The organism is Micromonospora reichwaldensis (assembly GCF_031845925.1).
GTDB classification, from domain to species: domain Bacteria; phylum Actinomycetota; class Actinomycetes; order Mycobacteriales; family Micromonosporaceae; genus Micromonospora; species Micromonospora reichwaldensis.
Window position 1 is genome coordinate 87,260 of sequence record NZ_JAVRFL010000006.1, and the last position, 15,671, is coordinate 102,930.

Consider the following 15,671-nt stretch of genomic DNA (forward strand, 5'->3'; position numbering starts at 1 on the left):
CCGTACGCGGATCAGCGGCCGAACAGGATGTCCTGCACGTCCTTGAGCGCGGCGTCGACCTCGGCCTCGAAGTAGCCGCCGGGCACCAGCCCGAAGCGCAGCGTGTCCAGGTCCTTCGGGTTCACCGGCATCGGGTTGCGCCCCTGCATGCCGCCCAGCAGCGTGTCGAAGAACCGGTCGACCTGGTCGGGGTCGTACCCGCTGCCGAACCGGCGCACCTGGAAGCTACGACGGATCTGGTCGACGCGGTGGAGGTCGCTGCCGGGCGGGCCGGCCATCGGCGGGCCGGCCATCGGCGGCGGGCCACCGACGGGTGGGCCAGCGACGGGTGGGCCAGCGACCGGCGGACCACCGACCGGCGGGCCGGCGTGCGGCGGGCCGCCGAAGCCCGGCTGCGGCTGCGGAGGCGGCCCGGCCGGACCCCGGCCCCTCAGGTCGCGCAGGTCCCGCTCGGGCATCCGGATCTCGGCGGTCATGTCGGCACGAGCGCGCCGGCCGGCCTCGAACCCGTCGAAACGCGGCTCGTCCCCGTAGCCACCGGGACCGTCGCCGTAGCCGCCCGGGCGATCGCCGTAGCCACCGCCGGGGCCGTCACCGTAGCCACCGCCGGGGCCGTCGCCGTACTTGCCCGGGCCGTCGCCGTAGCCACCGCCGGGGCCGTCACCGTACTTGCTCGGGCCGTCGCCGTAGCCACCGCCGGGGCGGTCGCCGTAGTTGCCGGGACCGTCGCCGTAGCCGCTGGGGCCGGCGGGCAGGCCGCGCGGCGGCGGAGCGCCATGGCCCATCGGGGCGCCCGGTCCCATCGGGCCGGGGCCACCGGGGCCACCGGGGCCACCAGGGCCACCTGGGCCGCGCGGCGGTTCGTAGCCGCCCCGCGGGGCGTCGTAACCACCGGCGAAGGCACCGGTGGGCTCGTCGTAGCGGCCGTAGCGGTCGCCGGGCGGACCGGCCTGTGCCGGCATCGGCCGGGGCGGCATCGGCTGCGGGACCGGCGACATGCCGCGTTCGTCGCGCACCGGGGGGCCCATGCGGTCGGGCGGGCCCATGCGGTCCGGGGGACCCATCCGGTCGGGCGGACCCAGGCGGTCGGGGGCACCCAGGCGGTCCTGCGGGCCGAGGCGGTCGGCGTCACGGGGGTCGCCGCCGCGGCCGCCGGCGCCACCGCGCTCCTCCAGCTCGGCCAGCTGCCGCTCGACCCGGTCGAGGTGCAGGTCGACCTGCCACTCGTCGTAGCCGTTGAAGCGGACCCGGAAGACGACGTCGTGGACCTCCTGGGAGGCGACGGGGGCACCCACCGGACGGCCGTCGAGCGTCGCCTCGACCCGGTCCAGGAAGGCGTCGACCTCGTCGACCTTGTATCCCCGGCGGAGCGCCTTACGCCGGAAACGCTGACCCTGACTCGCCACTATGTCTCCTGGTCTCGTTCGCTACGCCCGGTCACGCCTTCTCCCCGGCCCGGTCGGTGTCGGTGTCAATGTCCTCGGCGGCGGCCAGTTGCCCGCACGCTCCGTCGATCTCGCGACCCCGGGTGTCCCGCACGGTCGTCGACACCCCGGCCTCGCGCAGCCGCCGGACGAACTCCCGCTCGACCGGCTTGGGGCTGGCGTCCCAACGGCTGCCCGGAGTCGGGTTGAGGGGGATGAGGTTCACGTGGGTCAGCTTCCCGGCCAGCAGCCGCCCGAGCAGATCGGCTCTCCACGGCTGGTCGTTCACGTCTCTGATCATGGCGTACTCGATCGACACCCGACGCCCCGTGCGGGCCGCGTAGTCCCACGCCGCGTCCAGCACCTCGGACACCTTCCAGCGCTGGTTGACCGGCACGAGTTCGTCGCGCAGCTCATCATCGGGGGCGTGCAGCGACAACGCAAGGGTCACCGAGAGGTCTTCGCTGGCCAGTCGGCGGATGGCCGGAACCAGGCCCACCGTGGAGACCGTGATGTGGCGCTGCGACAGCCCGAGCCCCTCGGGCGCCGGGGCAACCAGCCGGCGGATCGCCGCGACCACCCGGGAGTAGTTGGCCAGCGGCTCGCCCATACCCATGAAGACCACGTGCGACAGGCGGGGCGGCGAACCCGCCACCGCTCCGGAGGCGGCCACCCCGGCCAGGTAGACCGCCTGGTCGACGATCTCGGCGGTGGAGAGGTTGCGGGTCAGTCCCGCCTGCCCGGTGGCGCAGAACGGGCAGGCCATGCCGCAGCCGGCCTGGCTGGAGATGCAGACGGTGACGCGGTCCGGGTAACCCATCAGCACGCTCTCCACCAGCGAGCCGTCGTGCAGCCGCCAGAGGGCCTTGCGGGTCGCCCCGTCGTCGCAGGCCAGCTCGCGGACCGGGGTGAGCAGCCGGGGCAGGAGCTGGTCGGCGAGCTTCTCCCGGGTGGCAGCCGGCAGGTCGGTCATCTGCCCCGGATCGCGCACCAGCCGACCGAAGTAGTGGGTGGAGACCTGCTTGGCGCGGAACGCCGGCTCCCCCAGCTCGGCGACCAGGGCGCGGCGGCCGGCGAGGTCGAGATCGGCGAGGTGACGGGGAGGCATCGCGGGCCGCCGCCCGGGGGCGTCGGGGTCTGCGGGGATCAGGGGCAAGCTCGTCATGGCGCGTCCAGTCTGTCACGCCGGACGGCCGACACACCTGTCCGGAGGTGCCGAATCGCCCCCCGCCGCCCGGGCGGGACCACTGACGACGGGTGATTCACGCCTCACTCCAGCACCGGGACGAAGACCGCCAGGAGCAGGTACGCGGTCGGCAGCGCGAAGAGGATCGAGTCCAACCGGTCCATCAGGCCGCCGTGCCCGGGGAGCAGGTTGCTCATGTCCTTCACCCCGAGATCCCGCTTGATCATGGACTCGGCGAGGTCGCCGAGGACGGCGGCGCCGGAGACCGCCACCCCGAAGAGCGCGCCCCACCACGGGGCCACGTCGAGGAGCAGCCAGAGCAGCAGGGCGCTGCCCAGCGCCGCGGCGGTGACCGAGCCGGCGAAGCCCTCCCAGGACTTCTTCGGGCTGATCGAGGGGGCCATCGGATGCTTGCCGAAGCTGACGCCGGCGGCGTACCCGCCCGTGTCGGAGAGGACCACCGCGGCCAGCGTCACCAGCACCCGCAGGTCGCCGTCCTCAGGCACCGCCGCCAGCAGCGCGGCGAAGCCGCCGAGGAACGGCACGTACACGGCGATGAGGGTGGCCGCGGTCAGGTCACGCTGGAAGCCGCCCGGCCCGTCGCCGAGCCGCCAGACCATGGTGCCCAGCACGGTCACCAGCAGGCCGAGGCTGAGTGCGTCGGGGCCGGAGAACCAGGCCAGCCCGATGGTGAGCACCCCGCCGGCGATCAGCGGCACCAGCGGCGGGTGCGCGCCGCTGCGGCGTACCGCCCGGGCCATCTCCCACATGCCGATGGCGACCGCCGCGGCCACCACCACCAGGAAGGCGGTCCGGTAGAAGAACAGCGGCACCACGATCAGGGCGCCGAGGCCCACGCCGACGGCGATGGCCGCCGGCAGGTTGCGCCCGGCCCGGCTCGGGACGGGCTGCTGGGTCGGGGGCCGGTCGGCGCCGGCCCGGCGCCGACCGCGCTGCCGGCGGCCCAGGGGCGGCGCGGGCTCCGGCTCCGGCTCGACGTCCCGGACCGGTTCGAGCTGTGTGGTCGGGTACTCGGAGTCGTCGGGATGGTCGCGGTGGCCGTTCATCGCCGCCGGTTCACCGGCCGCCGCCACGTCGGCGTGCGGACGGGAGCGGGCCGGCGCGTCGGCGTACGCGTCGGGAAGCACTGCGGGGCGGCGGTCCCACCGACCCGGATCGATCTCGGGCTCCGGCCAGGGGAGGGCGGGCGCCGGTGCGGGAGCGGGCGCGTCGGGGCGGTCCCAGCCGCGGGGCTCGGCGCTGCCGTGGGGATCGAGGTGGGACATCACGCACCGAGCGGGACCGGTACGAGATCCACCAGATGACGCACAACCACAACCATTCCCCTACCCGCGCGACTGTTCCGTCCGGTTGACCCGCCCGACGGCCGGCCGATCCCCACCGTTCACCGCAGGGTGGCCGGGAATCCTGCCGAGCCTACTGCACCCACCGATCCCTCACGTCGGACCGGCCCCGTGCCGGCCCACCGACGACGGTGGCACCGGCCCGCCGCCCGGATCGAGCGTGGAGCGCCGGTGCCACGACGTCGTCGTCGCCGGTGGAGTGCCGGCGCACGGTTCACACCTCGAGAAGCTCGCTCTCCTTGTGCTTGACCAGGTCGTCGACGGCGGCGACGAAGCGCTGGGTCAGGTCGTCGAGTTCCTTCTCGGCGCGGCGGCCGTCGTCCTCGCCGACCTCGCCGTCCTTGACGAGCCGGTCCAGCTCCTCCTTGCCCTTGCGGCGGATGTTGCGGATGGCCACCTTGGCCTCCTCACCCTTGTGCCGGGCGACCTTGATCATCTCTCGGCGGCGCTCCTCGGTCATCTGCGGGAGCAGGATGCGGAGCTGGTTGCCCTCGTTGTTCGGGTTGGCGCCGAGGTCGGAGTCGCGGATCGCCTTCTCCATGGCGTTGATCTGCGAGTTGTCGTACGGCTTGATGATCACCATGCGCGGCTCGGGAACCCCGATGGACGCCATCTGGGGCAGCGGCGTGGGGCTGCCGTAGTAGTCGATGATGATCTTGGAGAACATGGCGGCGTTGGCACGACCGGTGCGGATCGCGCCGAACTCCTCCTTGGCGTGCTCGATCGCACGCTCCATCTTCTCCTCGGCCTCGAGGAGGGTGTCGTCGATCACCGGTCTCCTCGCCTCCTTCTGTGCTCGTCGTGGGCTTGTCGTGTCGGAGGGACCGCTGAGGTCGGGTCGGACCGCTCAGGCGGTGATCAGGGTGCCGATCTTGTCGCCACCCACGGCCCGGATGATGGTGTCGTCGCCCTGCGCGCCGAAGACCAGCATCGGCAGGCCGTTCTCCATGCACAGGCTGAACGCGGCGGCGTCGGCGACCCGCAGGTTACGCCGCAGCACCTCGGAGAACGTGATCGCGTCGAACTTGCTGGCGGTCGGGTCGACCCGCGGGTCGGCGGTGTAGACGCCGTCCACGCCGTTCTTGCTCATCAGCACCACGTCGGCGCGGATCTCCAGGGCCCGCTGGGCGGCCACGGTGTCGGTGGAGAAGTACGGCATGCCGGCGCCCGCGCCGAAGATCACCACGCGGCCCTTCTCCAGGTGCCGGATGGCGCGCAGCGGGATGTACGGCTCGGCGACCTGGGCCATCGTGATCGCGCTCTGCACGCGCGTCTCGATGCCCTCCTTCTCCAGGAAGTCCTGCAACGCGAGGCAGTTCATCACGGTGCCGAGCATGCCCATGTAGTCGGCCCGCGCCCGGTCCATGCCGCGCTTCTGCAACTCCGCGCCCCGGAAGAAGTTGCCGCCGCCGACCACCACCGAGACCTGCACGCCGCGACGGACCACGGTGGCGATCTGCCGGGCGATGGCCTGCACGACGTCCGGGTCCACCCCGATCGCGCCCCCGCCGAACACCTCACCGGAGAGCTTCAGCACCACCCGGCGGGCCCGACCGGGGGGTGGCGCCGTCGGATCGTCCGCCGCCAGACTCCGGTCACTCACAACCTGCGTCATCCGCCCCGCCCTTCCCCATGCGCACGTCCCGTACGCCGCATACCGCGAAACTGCCGTAGCCGACCCTATGTGACGAGGAGGCCGCGGTGCCTGTCACGTACACCGGCGGCCTCCTCGTCGACGTTTCCCTGCCCGCGGGGCGCGAGAGCGCCCGGGGCGGCTCAGGCCTGGCCGACCTCGAACCGCACGAAGCGGGTGACCTCGATGCCGGCATCGGCCAGCAGCTGCTTCACCGACTTCTTGTTGTCGGCGACCGACGCCTGCTCGAGCAGGACGTAGTCCTTGAAGAACGCGTTCACCCGACCCTCGACGATCTTCGGCAGGGCCGCCTCGGGCTTGTTCTCCTCGCGGGCGGTCTGCTCGGCGATGCGCCGCTCGGAGTCGACGACGTCGGCCGGCACCTCGTCCCGGGTGAGGTACTTCGGCCGCATGGCGGCGATCTGCATCGCCACGCCCCGGGCGTCCGAGTCGGACGCCTCGTCGCCGGCCGTGCTGGTGTACTGCACCAGCACGCCGACCGCCGGGGGCAGGTCCTGGCTCTTGCGGTGCAGGTAGACGGCGGTGGTGCCGTCGAGCTTGGCGAAGCGGTTCAGGACGAGCTTCTCGCCGATCTTGGCGGACTGCTCCTGCACCAGGTCGGCGACGGTCTTGCCGTCCAGCTCGGTGGCGAGCAGCTCCTCGGCGGTGCCGACGCCGCTGCGCTCGCCGTGCTCCACCAGCTGCTGGGCCAGCTCGATGAACGCGTCGGTCTTGGCGACGAAGTCGGTCTCGCAGTTGAGCTCGAGCAGCGCCTTGCCGGAGTGGGCGATCAGACCGTTGGCGGCCGTACGGCCGGCCCGCTTGCCGACGTCCTTGGCGCCCTTGACGCGCAGGATCTCGACGGCCTTGTCGAAGTCGCCCTCGGCCTCGGTCAGCGCCTTCTTGCAGTCCATCATGCCGGCGCCGGTGAGGTCGCGGAGCTTCTTGACGTCCGCGGCGGTGAAGTTGGACATGGCTCTCTCTTCGGTGTTGAGACTGCGGGTGGGTTGGTCCTGGTGCCGGTTACCCGGATCCGGGCGCGACGTGCCCGGCGTACCTGCCGCTCCCCGCCGCCCGGGAGACCGGGCGGCGGGGAGGCGGCGGTGCGGTCACTCCGCGGCGGCGGTCGCCGGCTGCTCGACCGGCTGGGCCTGCTCGGCCTGCTCAGCCTGCGGGGCCTGCTCAGCCTGCGGGGCCTGCTCGGCCTGGGGGGCCTGCTCGGCCTGCGGGGCCTGCTCGTCGGCCTTCTTCGGCTCCTCGAGCAGCTCGCGCTCCCACTCGGCCAGCGGCTCGTCGGAGGCCACGCCCGGCTCCGGCTTCTCGTCGCTGCCGCGACGACGGCCGGAACGGGCGATCAGGCCGTCGGCGACGGCGGCGGCCACGACCTTGGTCAGCAGCTCGGCCGAGCGGATCGCGTCGTCGTTGCCCGGGATCGGGAAGTCGACCTCGTCCGGGTCGCAGTTGGTGTCGAGCACCGCGATGACCGGGATGCCCAGCTTGCGGGCCTCGTCGACGGCGATGTGCTCCTTCTTGGTGTCGACCACCCAGATCGCGGCCGGGAGCTTCTGCATGTCCCGCAGACCGCCCAGCGTACGGGTCAGCTTGATCTTCTCGCGGGAGAGCTGCAGGGTCTCCTTCTTGGTGTACCCGGCGGCGGTGCCGCTCAGGTCACCCAGGGCCTCCAGCTCCTTCATCCGCTGGAGCCGCTTGTAGACCGTCTGGAAGTTGGTCAGCATGCCGCCGAGCCAGCGGTGGTTGACGTAGGGCTGACCGACCCGGGTCGCCTGCTCGGCGATGGCCTCCTGGGCCTGCTTCTTCGTGCCGACGAAGAGGATGCTGCCACCCTCGGCGACGGTCCCGCGCACGAACGCGTAGGCCTTCTCGATGTAGTCGAGGGTCTGGCGCAGGTCGATGATGTAGATACCGTTGCGCTCGGTGAAGATGAAACGCTTCATCTTCGGGTTCCAGCGCCGGGTCTGGTGCCCGAAGTGGACACCGCTCTCCAGCAGCTGACGCATGGTCACGACGGCCATGGTGGGGTACTCCTCGTGGTCCCTGGTTGTCCCGCCCGGCCAGGCGGCCGGGCGTCCTGGCGCCCGGTCGGCGGCCATGGCGGGCCCGACCAAGATCGGGACCAGGGAGGCCGTCGCCCCACGACGATTCGTAGAGAGGGCGCGCGAGGTCGACCGCGCAAGGCGGTCGCCAGTCGACCAGTGTACGCCCCTTCCCCGCCCCCGATGCCTCGGGTGCGGGGAAGGGGTCGGAACGCCCATTTCAGGCACTCGGCGCGCCAGCCCGGGCCGGGGCCACCCGTCAGGCGGGGCGGTCCTGACGGTCGAGGGTCAGCGGACCGCGAGGGCGGCGGCGACGAAGAGCACCAGGCCCACGGTCAGGTACGCCGTCGGCGGACGTAGCCAGCCCCGGCTCCCCTCCGCGAGCGACAGCCCGCCGGTGCGCAGCCCGTACAGGCCGATCGCGAAGATCGGCAGGCCGCAGACCAGGAAGATCCCCACCACGACGTCGGCCGTCGAGACCGGGTCGCCGGTCACGCCGTTGAGCAGCACCCGCATCGCGGGCACCTCGAACACCAGGACCAGCAGCGTGAAGAGCGCGGCCAGGGCGGGCCTCCGCGTCCGGTAGACCCCGTCGCCCGCCGGCGCTCCCGGGTGCGGGGCGACCACCGGCGGGTACGCCGGCAGCTCCCCCGGCGCGAGGTCGCCGCGGGGCGCGATCGGCGGCATCGGCCCGGTCGGCATCTCCAGCGGGTGCGGGGGCTCGACCGGCCGGGCGGGCTCGTCGACCGGCGTCCCCGCCGGGCCCGCGGCCTCGGCCGCACGACCGGGCGCGACGATCGGGTAGCCGCCCAGCGGGGCCGGGCGGGCCGACTCCACGGTCCGCTCGACGGGTCCCGCCCCGGCCAGCGCGTCGACGCCGGAGGTCGACAGCGCGTCGCGGCCCTCCCTCGGCTCCCGGGCGGCGCGCCGGCCCGGGCGGTCGGCGGGCAGTTCCCCGGAGACGTCCGGGTCCGCCTCGGCCCGGCGCGAGCGGCTCGCCCGGTATCCCTCGGTATCCGACCGGGCGTCCCCGAGCGGCGGCACCGCCGCGAAGCGCCCCGAATCGGCCTCGCCGAACCTTCCGGGCTCCGACCCCGTGGCGGCGAACCGGCCGGAGTCCTCAGGGCCGGTGACGGCGAACCGGCCGGAGTCCTCCGGTCCCGGCACGGCAAACCGGCCCGGGTCCTCCCGTCCCGTGGCCGCGAACCGGCCCGGGTCCTCCCGTCCCGTGGCCGCGAACCGGCCCGGGTCCTCCGACCCGCCGAAGCGGCCCCGGTCGGTGTCGACGGCCGCGAAGCGCCCCGAGTCGGGCTCGACAGCGCCGAACCGGCCCGAGTCGGGCTCGACGGCCGCGAAGCGCCCGGAGTCGGGCTCCGTCGACGTGCCGAAGCGTCCTGGTTCGCCGCGTCGGGTACCCGTGGAGTCGCCGTAGCGGCCGTCCTCGGCGGACCGGCGCTGCTCGGGGGCGTTCAGGTCGTCGTCCCGGTACCGGCTCTCGGCCGGACCGCGCCAGTCCGCCTCCCCGTAGCCGCTCTCACGGTCACGGTCGGCCGGATACCAGCGCGACTCCTGATCTTCGACAAAGTTCCGTCGTCCGTCCACGTCCGGCACGGTATGCGACCGGCTCCACGGACGCCATTCGCCCCCGGGACATCCGCGCCACCGGGAGCACCGGTCGCCCGCGCCGCTGGCCGGGGACGGCGACGGCGGGAACGGCGGCGGGCGGGCCGGCCCAGCTCAGCGCCGTACCGCGTGGCTCGTGGCGGCGGTCCACCGAGGCGGGCCACGTAGCACGACGAGGGCATGATCGTCCGTTCGTCCACAGTGCGTCCGTCATCCACAGGTTCCGGGGCACGGGGCGGCGGTTGCCCGCCCGCCGGGTGCACCGTGCCGGACATGACGAAGCGGAACCAGGCGGTCGGCGCGTACGGGGAGCGGTGCGCCGTCCGGCACCTGATCGGGGCGGGACTGCGCCCGGTGGCCCGAAACTGGCGCTGCCCGGCCGGAGAGATCGACATCATCGCCTGGGACGGGCCGGTGCTCGCCTTCTGCGAGGTGAAGACCCGCCGCACCGACGAGTTCGGGCCGCCGGCGGAGGCGGTCGTACCGGCGAAGGCGCGGCGGCTGCGTGGGCTAGCCGCCCGGTGGCTCGCCGACACCGGCACCACCGCCGACGAGGTGCGCTTCGACGTCGTCTCCGTACGCCTGACCGGCGCCGGCGCCGCCCGGGTCGAGCACCTCAAGGGGGCGTTCTGATGGGTGGACCCGACCGGACCGGATCCGGCGTCGAGCGACGGCGGGTGGGGTCGTGAGCTACGCGAAGGTGCTCTGCGTGGGCCTGGTGGGCGTCACCGGGCACCTGGTGGAGGTCGAGGCCGACCTGGCCGCCGGCCTGCCTGCGGTGGTCATCTCGGGGCTGCCGGACACCGCCCTGCACGAGGCCCGGGACCGGGTCCGCGCGGCCGTGGTCAACTCCGGCCAGCGGTGGCCCAACCGGCGGATCACCCTCAACCTGCTGCCGGCCGACCTGCCGAAGTTCGGCTCCGCGTTCGACCTGGCGATCGCGGCGGCCCTGCTGGGCGGATCCGGCGAGCTGCCGCTGCTGCCCCTGGAACACGTGGTGGTCCTGGGCGAGCTGGGCCTCGACGGCACGGTCCGCCCGGTACGCGGTGTGCTGCCGATGGTCGCCGCGGCCGCCCGGGCCGGCGTCGGGAAGGTGATCGTCCCGGCCGGCAACGCCGCCGAGGCGGCGGTCGTCCCCGGGGTCCGGGTCCGGGCGGTCGACACGCTGCACCGGCTGGTCAGCTTCATCCGCGACGGCTCGCCCCTGATCGAGCCGGAACCGGACGACCCGTCGCCGGCTGGCGGCGGGCCCGACCTGGCCGAGGTCGCCGGGCAGGGGCTGGGCCGGCGGGCACTGGAGGTGGCCGCGGCGGGCGGGCACCACCTGGCGCTGGTCGGGCCGCCGGGAGCCGGCAAGACCATGCTCGCCGAGCGCCTCCCGTCGATCCTGCCCGAGCTGGACGACGAGGCCGCGCTGGAGGTGACCGCGCTGCACTCCATCGCCGGGCTGCTACCACCGGGCGGCCGGTTGCTGCGCCGCCCGCCGTTCCAGGCACCGCACCACACGGCGACGGTGCCGTCGCTGGTCGGCGGCGGTTCCGGGCTTGCCCGCCCCGGCGCGATCTCGCTCGCCCACCGGGGCGTGCTCTTCCTCGACGAGGCGCCCGAGTTCAGCCGGGGCGCACTGGAGGCGCTGCGCCAACCGCTGGAGAACGGCCGGGTCCGGCTGGCCCGCAGCCGGGGCGGCGCCGAGTACCCGGCCCGTACGCAGTTGGTGCTGGCGGCCAACCCTTGCCCGTGCGCCAAGCCGGCCGGGGACGCGTACTGCGAGTGCCCGCCGCAGGCCCGGCGGCGCTATCTCAGCCGGCTCTCCGGGCCGTTGCTGGACCGGATCGACGTGCAGGTGAAGCTGCCACCTGTCCGCGCGGCCGAACTGATGCAGGCCACCGTCGACAGCGAGCCCTCCGCCACCGTCGCCGCGCGGGTGGCGGTGGCCCGGCAGGCGGCGGCCACCCGCTGGGCGGTGCTCGGTCACCGGCTCAACGCCGAGATACCCGGCCCGTACCTGCGCCGCCCGCCCTGGCGGTTGCCCGGCCCGGACACGGCGGAGCTGCGGGTCCGGCTGGACGCCGGGTCGCTGTCGGCCCGGGGCTTCGACCGCATCATCCGCCTGGCCTGGACGATCGCGGACCTGGACGGTCGGGACCGCCCCGACCGGGAGGACGTCCGGGAGGCCATCCAACTGAGGACGGGGGACGCGGCGTGAGCACCGACGAGGAGACCCTGGCCAGGGTGGCGCTCACCTGGCTCGCCGAGCCGGGCACCTGGTCGGTGCACCGGCTGGTCGACCGGCTCGGCCCGGTGGCGGCGCTCGACCTCCTGCTCGACGGGGGCGCGCCGGAGGAGACGCTGCGGAACACCGTGGCGGCCCGTAGCGCGGCCGGCGACGCCCGGGGCGTCGCGGCCGAGGCGCTGGCCCGCACGGACCGCCTCGGCGCCCGGATCGTCGTCCCCGGCGACGACGAGTGGCCCGTCCGGGTCGGCGACCTGCGCCGGCTCCGGCTGCCCGGCGCCTACCGTCGGGTGGACATCGAGACCGCCCCGCCGCTCTGCTTCTGGGTACGCGGCTCGTGGCCGCTCGCAGAGGCGTTCGACCGCTCCGTCGCGGTCGTCGGCGCCCGCGCCGCCACCGGGTACGGCACGCACGTCGCCACGGAACTCGGCTACGGGCTGGCCGACCGGGACTGGACCGTCGTCTCGGGCGGGGCCTTCGGCATCGACGCCGCGGCCCACCGGGGCGCGCTCAACGCCGGTGGCCTGACCGTGGCGGTGCTCGCCTGCGGCGTGGACCGCCCGTACCCGATGGGCAACGCGGCGCTGTTCGACCGGATCGCCGACACGGGGCTGCTGGTCAGCGAGTGGATGCCGGGAGCCGATCCGCTCCGGCCCCGGTTCCTCATCCGCAACCGGGTGATCGCGGCGGGCACCCTCGGCACGGTGCTGGTGGAGGCGGCCGCCCGCAGCGGCGCCACCCAGACCACCCACCGGGCGCTCGCCCTGGGCAAGCCCAGCATGGTGGTGCCCGGCCCGGTCACGTCGGCGATGTCCGTCGGCGCACACGAGACGCTGCGGGAGTATCCGAGGGCCCGGCTGGTGACCGGCGTCGCGCAGGTGCTGGAGGAGGTCGGGCGGATCGGCGACCTGGCGCCCGTACCGCGCGGCCCGCAGCAGCCGGCCGATCTGCTCGACGACGACGCGAGGGCCGTCGTCGAGGCGTTGCCCCGCCGGGGCGCGGTCGGTGTGGACGTGCTCGCCGCGCGGGCCGGGGTGCCCGTCCGCACCGCGCTGCGGAAGCTGTCGATGCTCGAGGAGCTGGCCCTGGTGCTCCGCCGCGACGACGGCTACGCCCTCGTGCCCCCGCCGGCCGGAAACGCGACCGCCGGACGACCGGCGACCCCGGGGGGACCGTGAACCGCCGGACGGACCGCGAGCCGCCGTCAGTCACCCTCGAAGCGGATCTCCATCGCGCGGTCCTGCCGGCAGCGCCGCGCCAACCGGTCCAGCCGGCGCACGTGCGTCAGCTCCGGCGTCGATCGGGCCACCTCGGCGAGGCAGCGCACCTCGGCGAGGAGCTGCGGCGCCTGGTCGGCAGGGACCACCAGCTCGCCGACCGGATCCACCCGGTCGAGCAGAGGGGTACGCCCGGTGCCACGGACGCACCGCACGAGGTTCAGCAGTACGTCGTCGGGATCGGGCAACACCTCGGCCGGCACGAGGCGACGCCGGTCGGAGCCCACCACGACCGCCCGGTAGAGGACGACGTCCACCCCCATGTCCGGTCCCCCTTCGTCGAGCCTGGTCCCGTCGCACGGCGACCACGGCCAGGGCCCACACCCGTTGGTACGACAAGTCTGCGCGCACCGGCCGACGCAATCCACCACCCGGGCCGCGCGTCCGTGCCGGGAGCACCCGCGAGCCCGCACGGCCGGTCGCCGCCTCGGTGCGCGGGCGGCCCGGTCCAGCGAGGTGGCGTCGGACGGCCAGTGCCGTGCCCGGCCCGGTGGCCTGCCGGTGGCGTCGGGCGACCGTAGGCTGGTCCCGTGCCGCCCGAGGATCCGACGCCCATCGCCACCACGGCCTCGATCCGCACCCAGGTGTACCGAGGGGTGCGGCCTCCCGTGCGGGTCGGCCAGGCGACGCCCGCAGCTCGACCCGGGCAGCTGGCGTTCGCAGCTCGGCCCCGCCAGGCGGCGTTCGCAGCTCGGCCCGGCGTGGCAGGGACGCGCACGCGAGGCGCACCGGGCACCCGGCGGGTGGCGGCGAGGGGATCGCGGTGAGCCGGGAGGCGAACGGCACCCGGGCGACCCACGAGGCGCTCCCACCGGCGATGCGCGAGGCGGTGGACGACTTTGCCGGGTACCTGGCCGCCGTGCGCAACCGGTCCGCCCACACCGTCCGGGCGTACGTCGGTGACGTGGTGTCGCTGTTGGACCACGCCCACCGGATGGGCTGCGCCGAACTGCCGGAGCTGGACCTCGCCGTGCTGCGCAGCTGGCTGGCCAAGCAGCGGACGATGGGGGCCGCACGGACGTCGCTCGCCCGCCGGGCGGCCTCGGCGCGGACGTTCAGCGCGTGGGCCCACCGCTGCGGGCTGCTTTCCGCCGACGTGGCCGGCGCCCTGTCCAGCCCGCGCGCCCACCGGGACCTGCCGACCGTGCTGCGTGCCGACCAGGCGGCCGCCCTGGTCGAAGCGCCGGGCCGGTTCGCCCCGGCCGCGCCGCCATCCCCCGCCGAGGACGACTGCCGACCGCCGTCACCCGACGAGGACGACTCAGCACCGTCGGCACCCGACGGGGAGGGCCCCCGACCAGCACCGCCCGATGGGGAGGGTTCCCAGCCAGCATCGACCGACGAGGGCTCCCGGCCGGAACCGCCCGTGGGGGAAGGCTCCCGACCGGCGTCGCCCAACGACGACGGGTCCGGGCCGGCGTCGCCGGAGTCGTCGGGTCCTCCCCCTGCGGCCGACCACGTCGCCGAGGCGGTACTGCTGCGGGACCGGGCGCTGCTGGAGCTGCTCTACGGCACGGGGGTGCGGATCAGCGAGGCGTGCGGCCTCGACGTCGCCGACGTCGACCACGCGCGACGGGTCGTGCGGGTGTTCGGCAAGGGTGGCCGGGAACGGGCCGTGCCGTACGGGGTGCCGGCACAGCGGGCGCTCGACGAGTGGCTGCGCCACGGCCGGCCGGCGCTGGCCGCACCGCACTCCCGCGACGCGCTGCTGCTCGGCGCCCGCGGCGGACGGCTCAACCCGACGACGGCACGGCGGATCGTCGGCGAGTACGCGGAGGCCGCTGGCCTGCCTCCGATCAGCCCGCACGGGCTGCGCCACTCGGCGGCCACCCACCTGCTCGAGGGCGGCGCCGACCTGCGGGCGGTGCAGGAACTGCTGGGGCACTCGTCCCTGGCGAGCACCCAGATCTACACACACGTGTCCGTCGAGCGGCTCCGCGCCGCCTACCGCCAGGCCCACCCACGCGCCTGAGTCCCGCCGTCGTAGGCCACCCGGACCCGAGCGGCCTGCACCAGGCCCCGGGTAGCCGGGCCCGGACGCGAGCGGCCCGGACCCGAGCAGCCGGGTCGGGCGCGAGCAGCCGGGTCGGGCGCGAGCAGCCGGGTCGGGCGCGAGCGGCCCGGACCCGAGCAGCCGGACCCGACCTTCCACGCAGGCAGGGGCGGGTGCTCAGGTCCGGCGCGGCGATGAGCCCGGCCCGTCGGGGGCCGAGCCGCGGAGCACGACGTGCGGCTCGCGCCCGAGGTCCAGGCACATCCGCACGTCGTCGTAGCGTTCGTCGCCCACCTCGATGACGTTCGGCAGCCGACCCCACTCGCGGAAGCCGAGGCGCTCGTACAGCTCGATGGCACCGTGGTTGTTGCCGCGCACTCCCAGCGCGAGGGTCTCGACGCCGGCCTTGCGGGCGTCGTCGATCAGCGCGCCGGTGACGAGCCGACCGATGCCGCGGCCACGGGCGGCGGGATGTGCGGTGACCTTCTCCAGGTCGGCGTAGTGGGTGAAGATCGGCTTCGGACCGCGCCGCCACGACCCGGTGCCCACCACCCGGCCGTCGAGCACGGCGAGGACCAGCGCGGCGTCGCCGGCGTCGACGAGACCGAGCGCCCCGTCCAGCCAGGCGTCGGTCTCGGCGCGGCCGGGCGGGACCGCGTACCCGATCGCGCCGCCCCGCTCGGCTACGGCGTGCAGCACCCGGTGCACCTCGGCGCGCAGCTGCCGGTCGGCGGCGGTCGGCCAGCGCAGTTCGACGTCCATGACCAGCGATTCTCCGGGATCGAGGACGGTCGACCGGCAGGGGCTCGATGGAACCGCGTCCCGGGCGGGCGTCCGGCGGACCGTACCCGGCGGAACGGCGGCGATGGATCGACCGGTCGCTA

General features: G+C 74.7%; 14 protein-coding genes. 4 read left to right on the forward strand and 10 right to left on the reverse strand.

What is annotated here, in order from left to right; all coding sequences use genetic code 11:
• Nucleotides 1–11 precede the first annotated feature (11 nt).
• The 8 genes from RM555_RS06885 to RM555_RS06920 all read right to left on the reverse strand — a co-directional run bounded on the left by RM555_RS06885 (nucleotide 12) and on the right by RM555_RS06920 (nucleotide 9,263).
• Nucleotides 12–1,406 carry a DivIVA domain-containing protein gene (locus RM555_RS06885; RefSeq protein ID WP_311410933.1) on the reverse strand — a complete coding sequence of 465 codons (1,395 nt, stop codon included), beginning with the start codon at nucleotides 1,404–1,406 and terminating at the stop codon, nucleotides 12–14.
• A gap of 31 nt (nucleotides 1,407–1,437) precedes the next feature.
• The gene (gene rlmN, locus RM555_RS06890) at nucleotides 1,438–2,589 is read right to left on the reverse strand and encodes a 23S rRNA (adenine(2503)-C(2))-methyltransferase RlmN (protein WP_132232738.1); all 1,152 of its coding nucleotides are present in this window, start codon (nucleotides 2,587–2,589) and stop codon (nucleotides 1,438–1,440) included.
• Between the two features lie 104 nt (nucleotides 2,590–2,693).
• Nucleotides 2,694–3,896, reverse strand: coding sequence for a phosphatidate cytidylyltransferase (locus tag RM555_RS06895; RefSeq protein ID WP_311410934.1), 1,203 nt, complete (start codon nucleotides 3,894–3,896; stop codon nucleotides 2,694–2,696).
• Nucleotides 3,897–4,188: 292 nt separating this feature from the next.
• On the reverse strand, nucleotides 4,189–4,746 hold the full coding sequence (frr, locus tag RM555_RS06900) for a ribosome recycling factor (RefSeq protein ID WP_151456851.1): 558 nt from the start codon (nucleotides 4,744–4,746) through the stop codon (nucleotides 4,189–4,191).
• Between the two features lie 75 nt (nucleotides 4,747–4,821).
• Nucleotides 4,822–5,589, reverse strand: a complete 768-nt coding sequence (gene pyrH, locus RM555_RS06905; RefSeq protein WP_132232734.1) for a UMP kinase — start codon at nucleotides 5,587–5,589, stop codon at nucleotides 4,822–4,824.
• A gap of 161 nt (nucleotides 5,590–5,750) precedes the next feature.
• The gene (tsf, locus tag RM555_RS06910) at nucleotides 5,751–6,581 is read right to left on the reverse strand and encodes a translation elongation factor Ts (RefSeq protein WP_311410935.1); all 831 of its coding nucleotides are present in this window, start codon (nucleotides 6,579–6,581) and stop codon (nucleotides 5,751–5,753) included.
• 135 nt (nucleotides 6,582–6,716) lie between these two features.
• Entirely contained in the window at nucleotides 6,717–7,640 is a 924-nt protein-coding gene (gene rpsB, locus RM555_RS06915; RefSeq protein WP_311410936.1) for a 30S ribosomal protein S2, read from the reverse strand.
• A gap of 309 nt (nucleotides 7,641–7,949) precedes the next feature.
• Entirely contained in the window at nucleotides 7,950–9,263 is a 1,314-nt protein-coding gene (locus tag RM555_RS06920; RefSeq protein ID WP_311410937.1) for a hypothetical protein, read from the reverse strand.
• A gap of 294 nt (nucleotides 9,264–9,557) precedes the next feature.
• Here RM555_RS06920 and RM555_RS06925 point away from each other — a divergent pair, with 294 nt between their 5' ends.
• The 3 genes from RM555_RS06925 to RM555_RS06935 are packed head-to-tail and all read left to right on the forward strand — an operon-like array spanning nucleotide 9,558 to nucleotide 12,695.
• On the forward strand, nucleotides 9,558–9,917 hold the full coding sequence (locus tag RM555_RS06925; protein WP_121396090.1) for a YraN family protein: 360 nt from the start codon (nucleotides 9,558–9,560) through the stop codon (nucleotides 9,915–9,917).
• 52 nt (nucleotides 9,918–9,969) lie between these two features.
• Complete coding sequence (locus RM555_RS06930; RefSeq protein WP_311410938.1) at nucleotides 9,970–11,490, forward strand: YifB family Mg chelatase-like AAA ATPase; 1,521 nt, start codon at nucleotides 9,970–9,972, stop codon at nucleotides 11,488–11,490.
• Nucleotides 11,487–12,695, forward strand: coding sequence for a DNA-processing protein DprA (locus RM555_RS06935; protein ID WP_311410939.1), 1,209 nt, complete (start codon nucleotides 11,487–11,489; stop codon nucleotides 12,693–12,695). Before RM555_RS06930 ends, RM555_RS06935 begins: the two co-directional genes overlap by 4 nt.
• 26 nt (nucleotides 12,696–12,721) lie before the next feature.
• On the opposite strand, the gene RM555_RS06940 is transcribed toward RM555_RS06935, so the two are convergent.
• The gene (locus RM555_RS06940; protein WP_311410940.1) at nucleotides 12,722–13,057 is read right to left on the reverse strand and encodes a hypothetical protein; all 336 of its coding nucleotides are present in this window, start codon (nucleotides 13,055–13,057) and stop codon (nucleotides 12,722–12,724) included.
• A gap of 554 nt (nucleotides 13,058–13,611) precedes the next feature.
• Between RM555_RS06940 and RM555_RS06945 the strand changes: the two genes are divergently transcribed.
• Nucleotides 13,612–14,766 carry a tyrosine recombinase XerC gene (locus RM555_RS06945; protein WP_311411033.1) on the forward strand — a complete coding sequence of 385 codons (1,155 nt, stop codon included), beginning with the start codon at nucleotides 13,612–13,614 and terminating at the stop codon, nucleotides 14,764–14,766.
• Nucleotides 14,767–14,964: 198 nt separating this feature from the next.
• On the opposite strand, the gene RM555_RS06950 is transcribed toward RM555_RS06945, so the two are convergent.
• The gene (locus tag RM555_RS06950) at nucleotides 14,965–15,549 is read right to left on the reverse strand and encodes a GNAT family N-acetyltransferase (RefSeq protein ID WP_311410941.1); all 585 of its coding nucleotides are present in this window, start codon (nucleotides 15,547–15,549) and stop codon (nucleotides 14,965–14,967) included.
• Nucleotides 15,550–15,671: the final 122 nt, after the last annotated feature.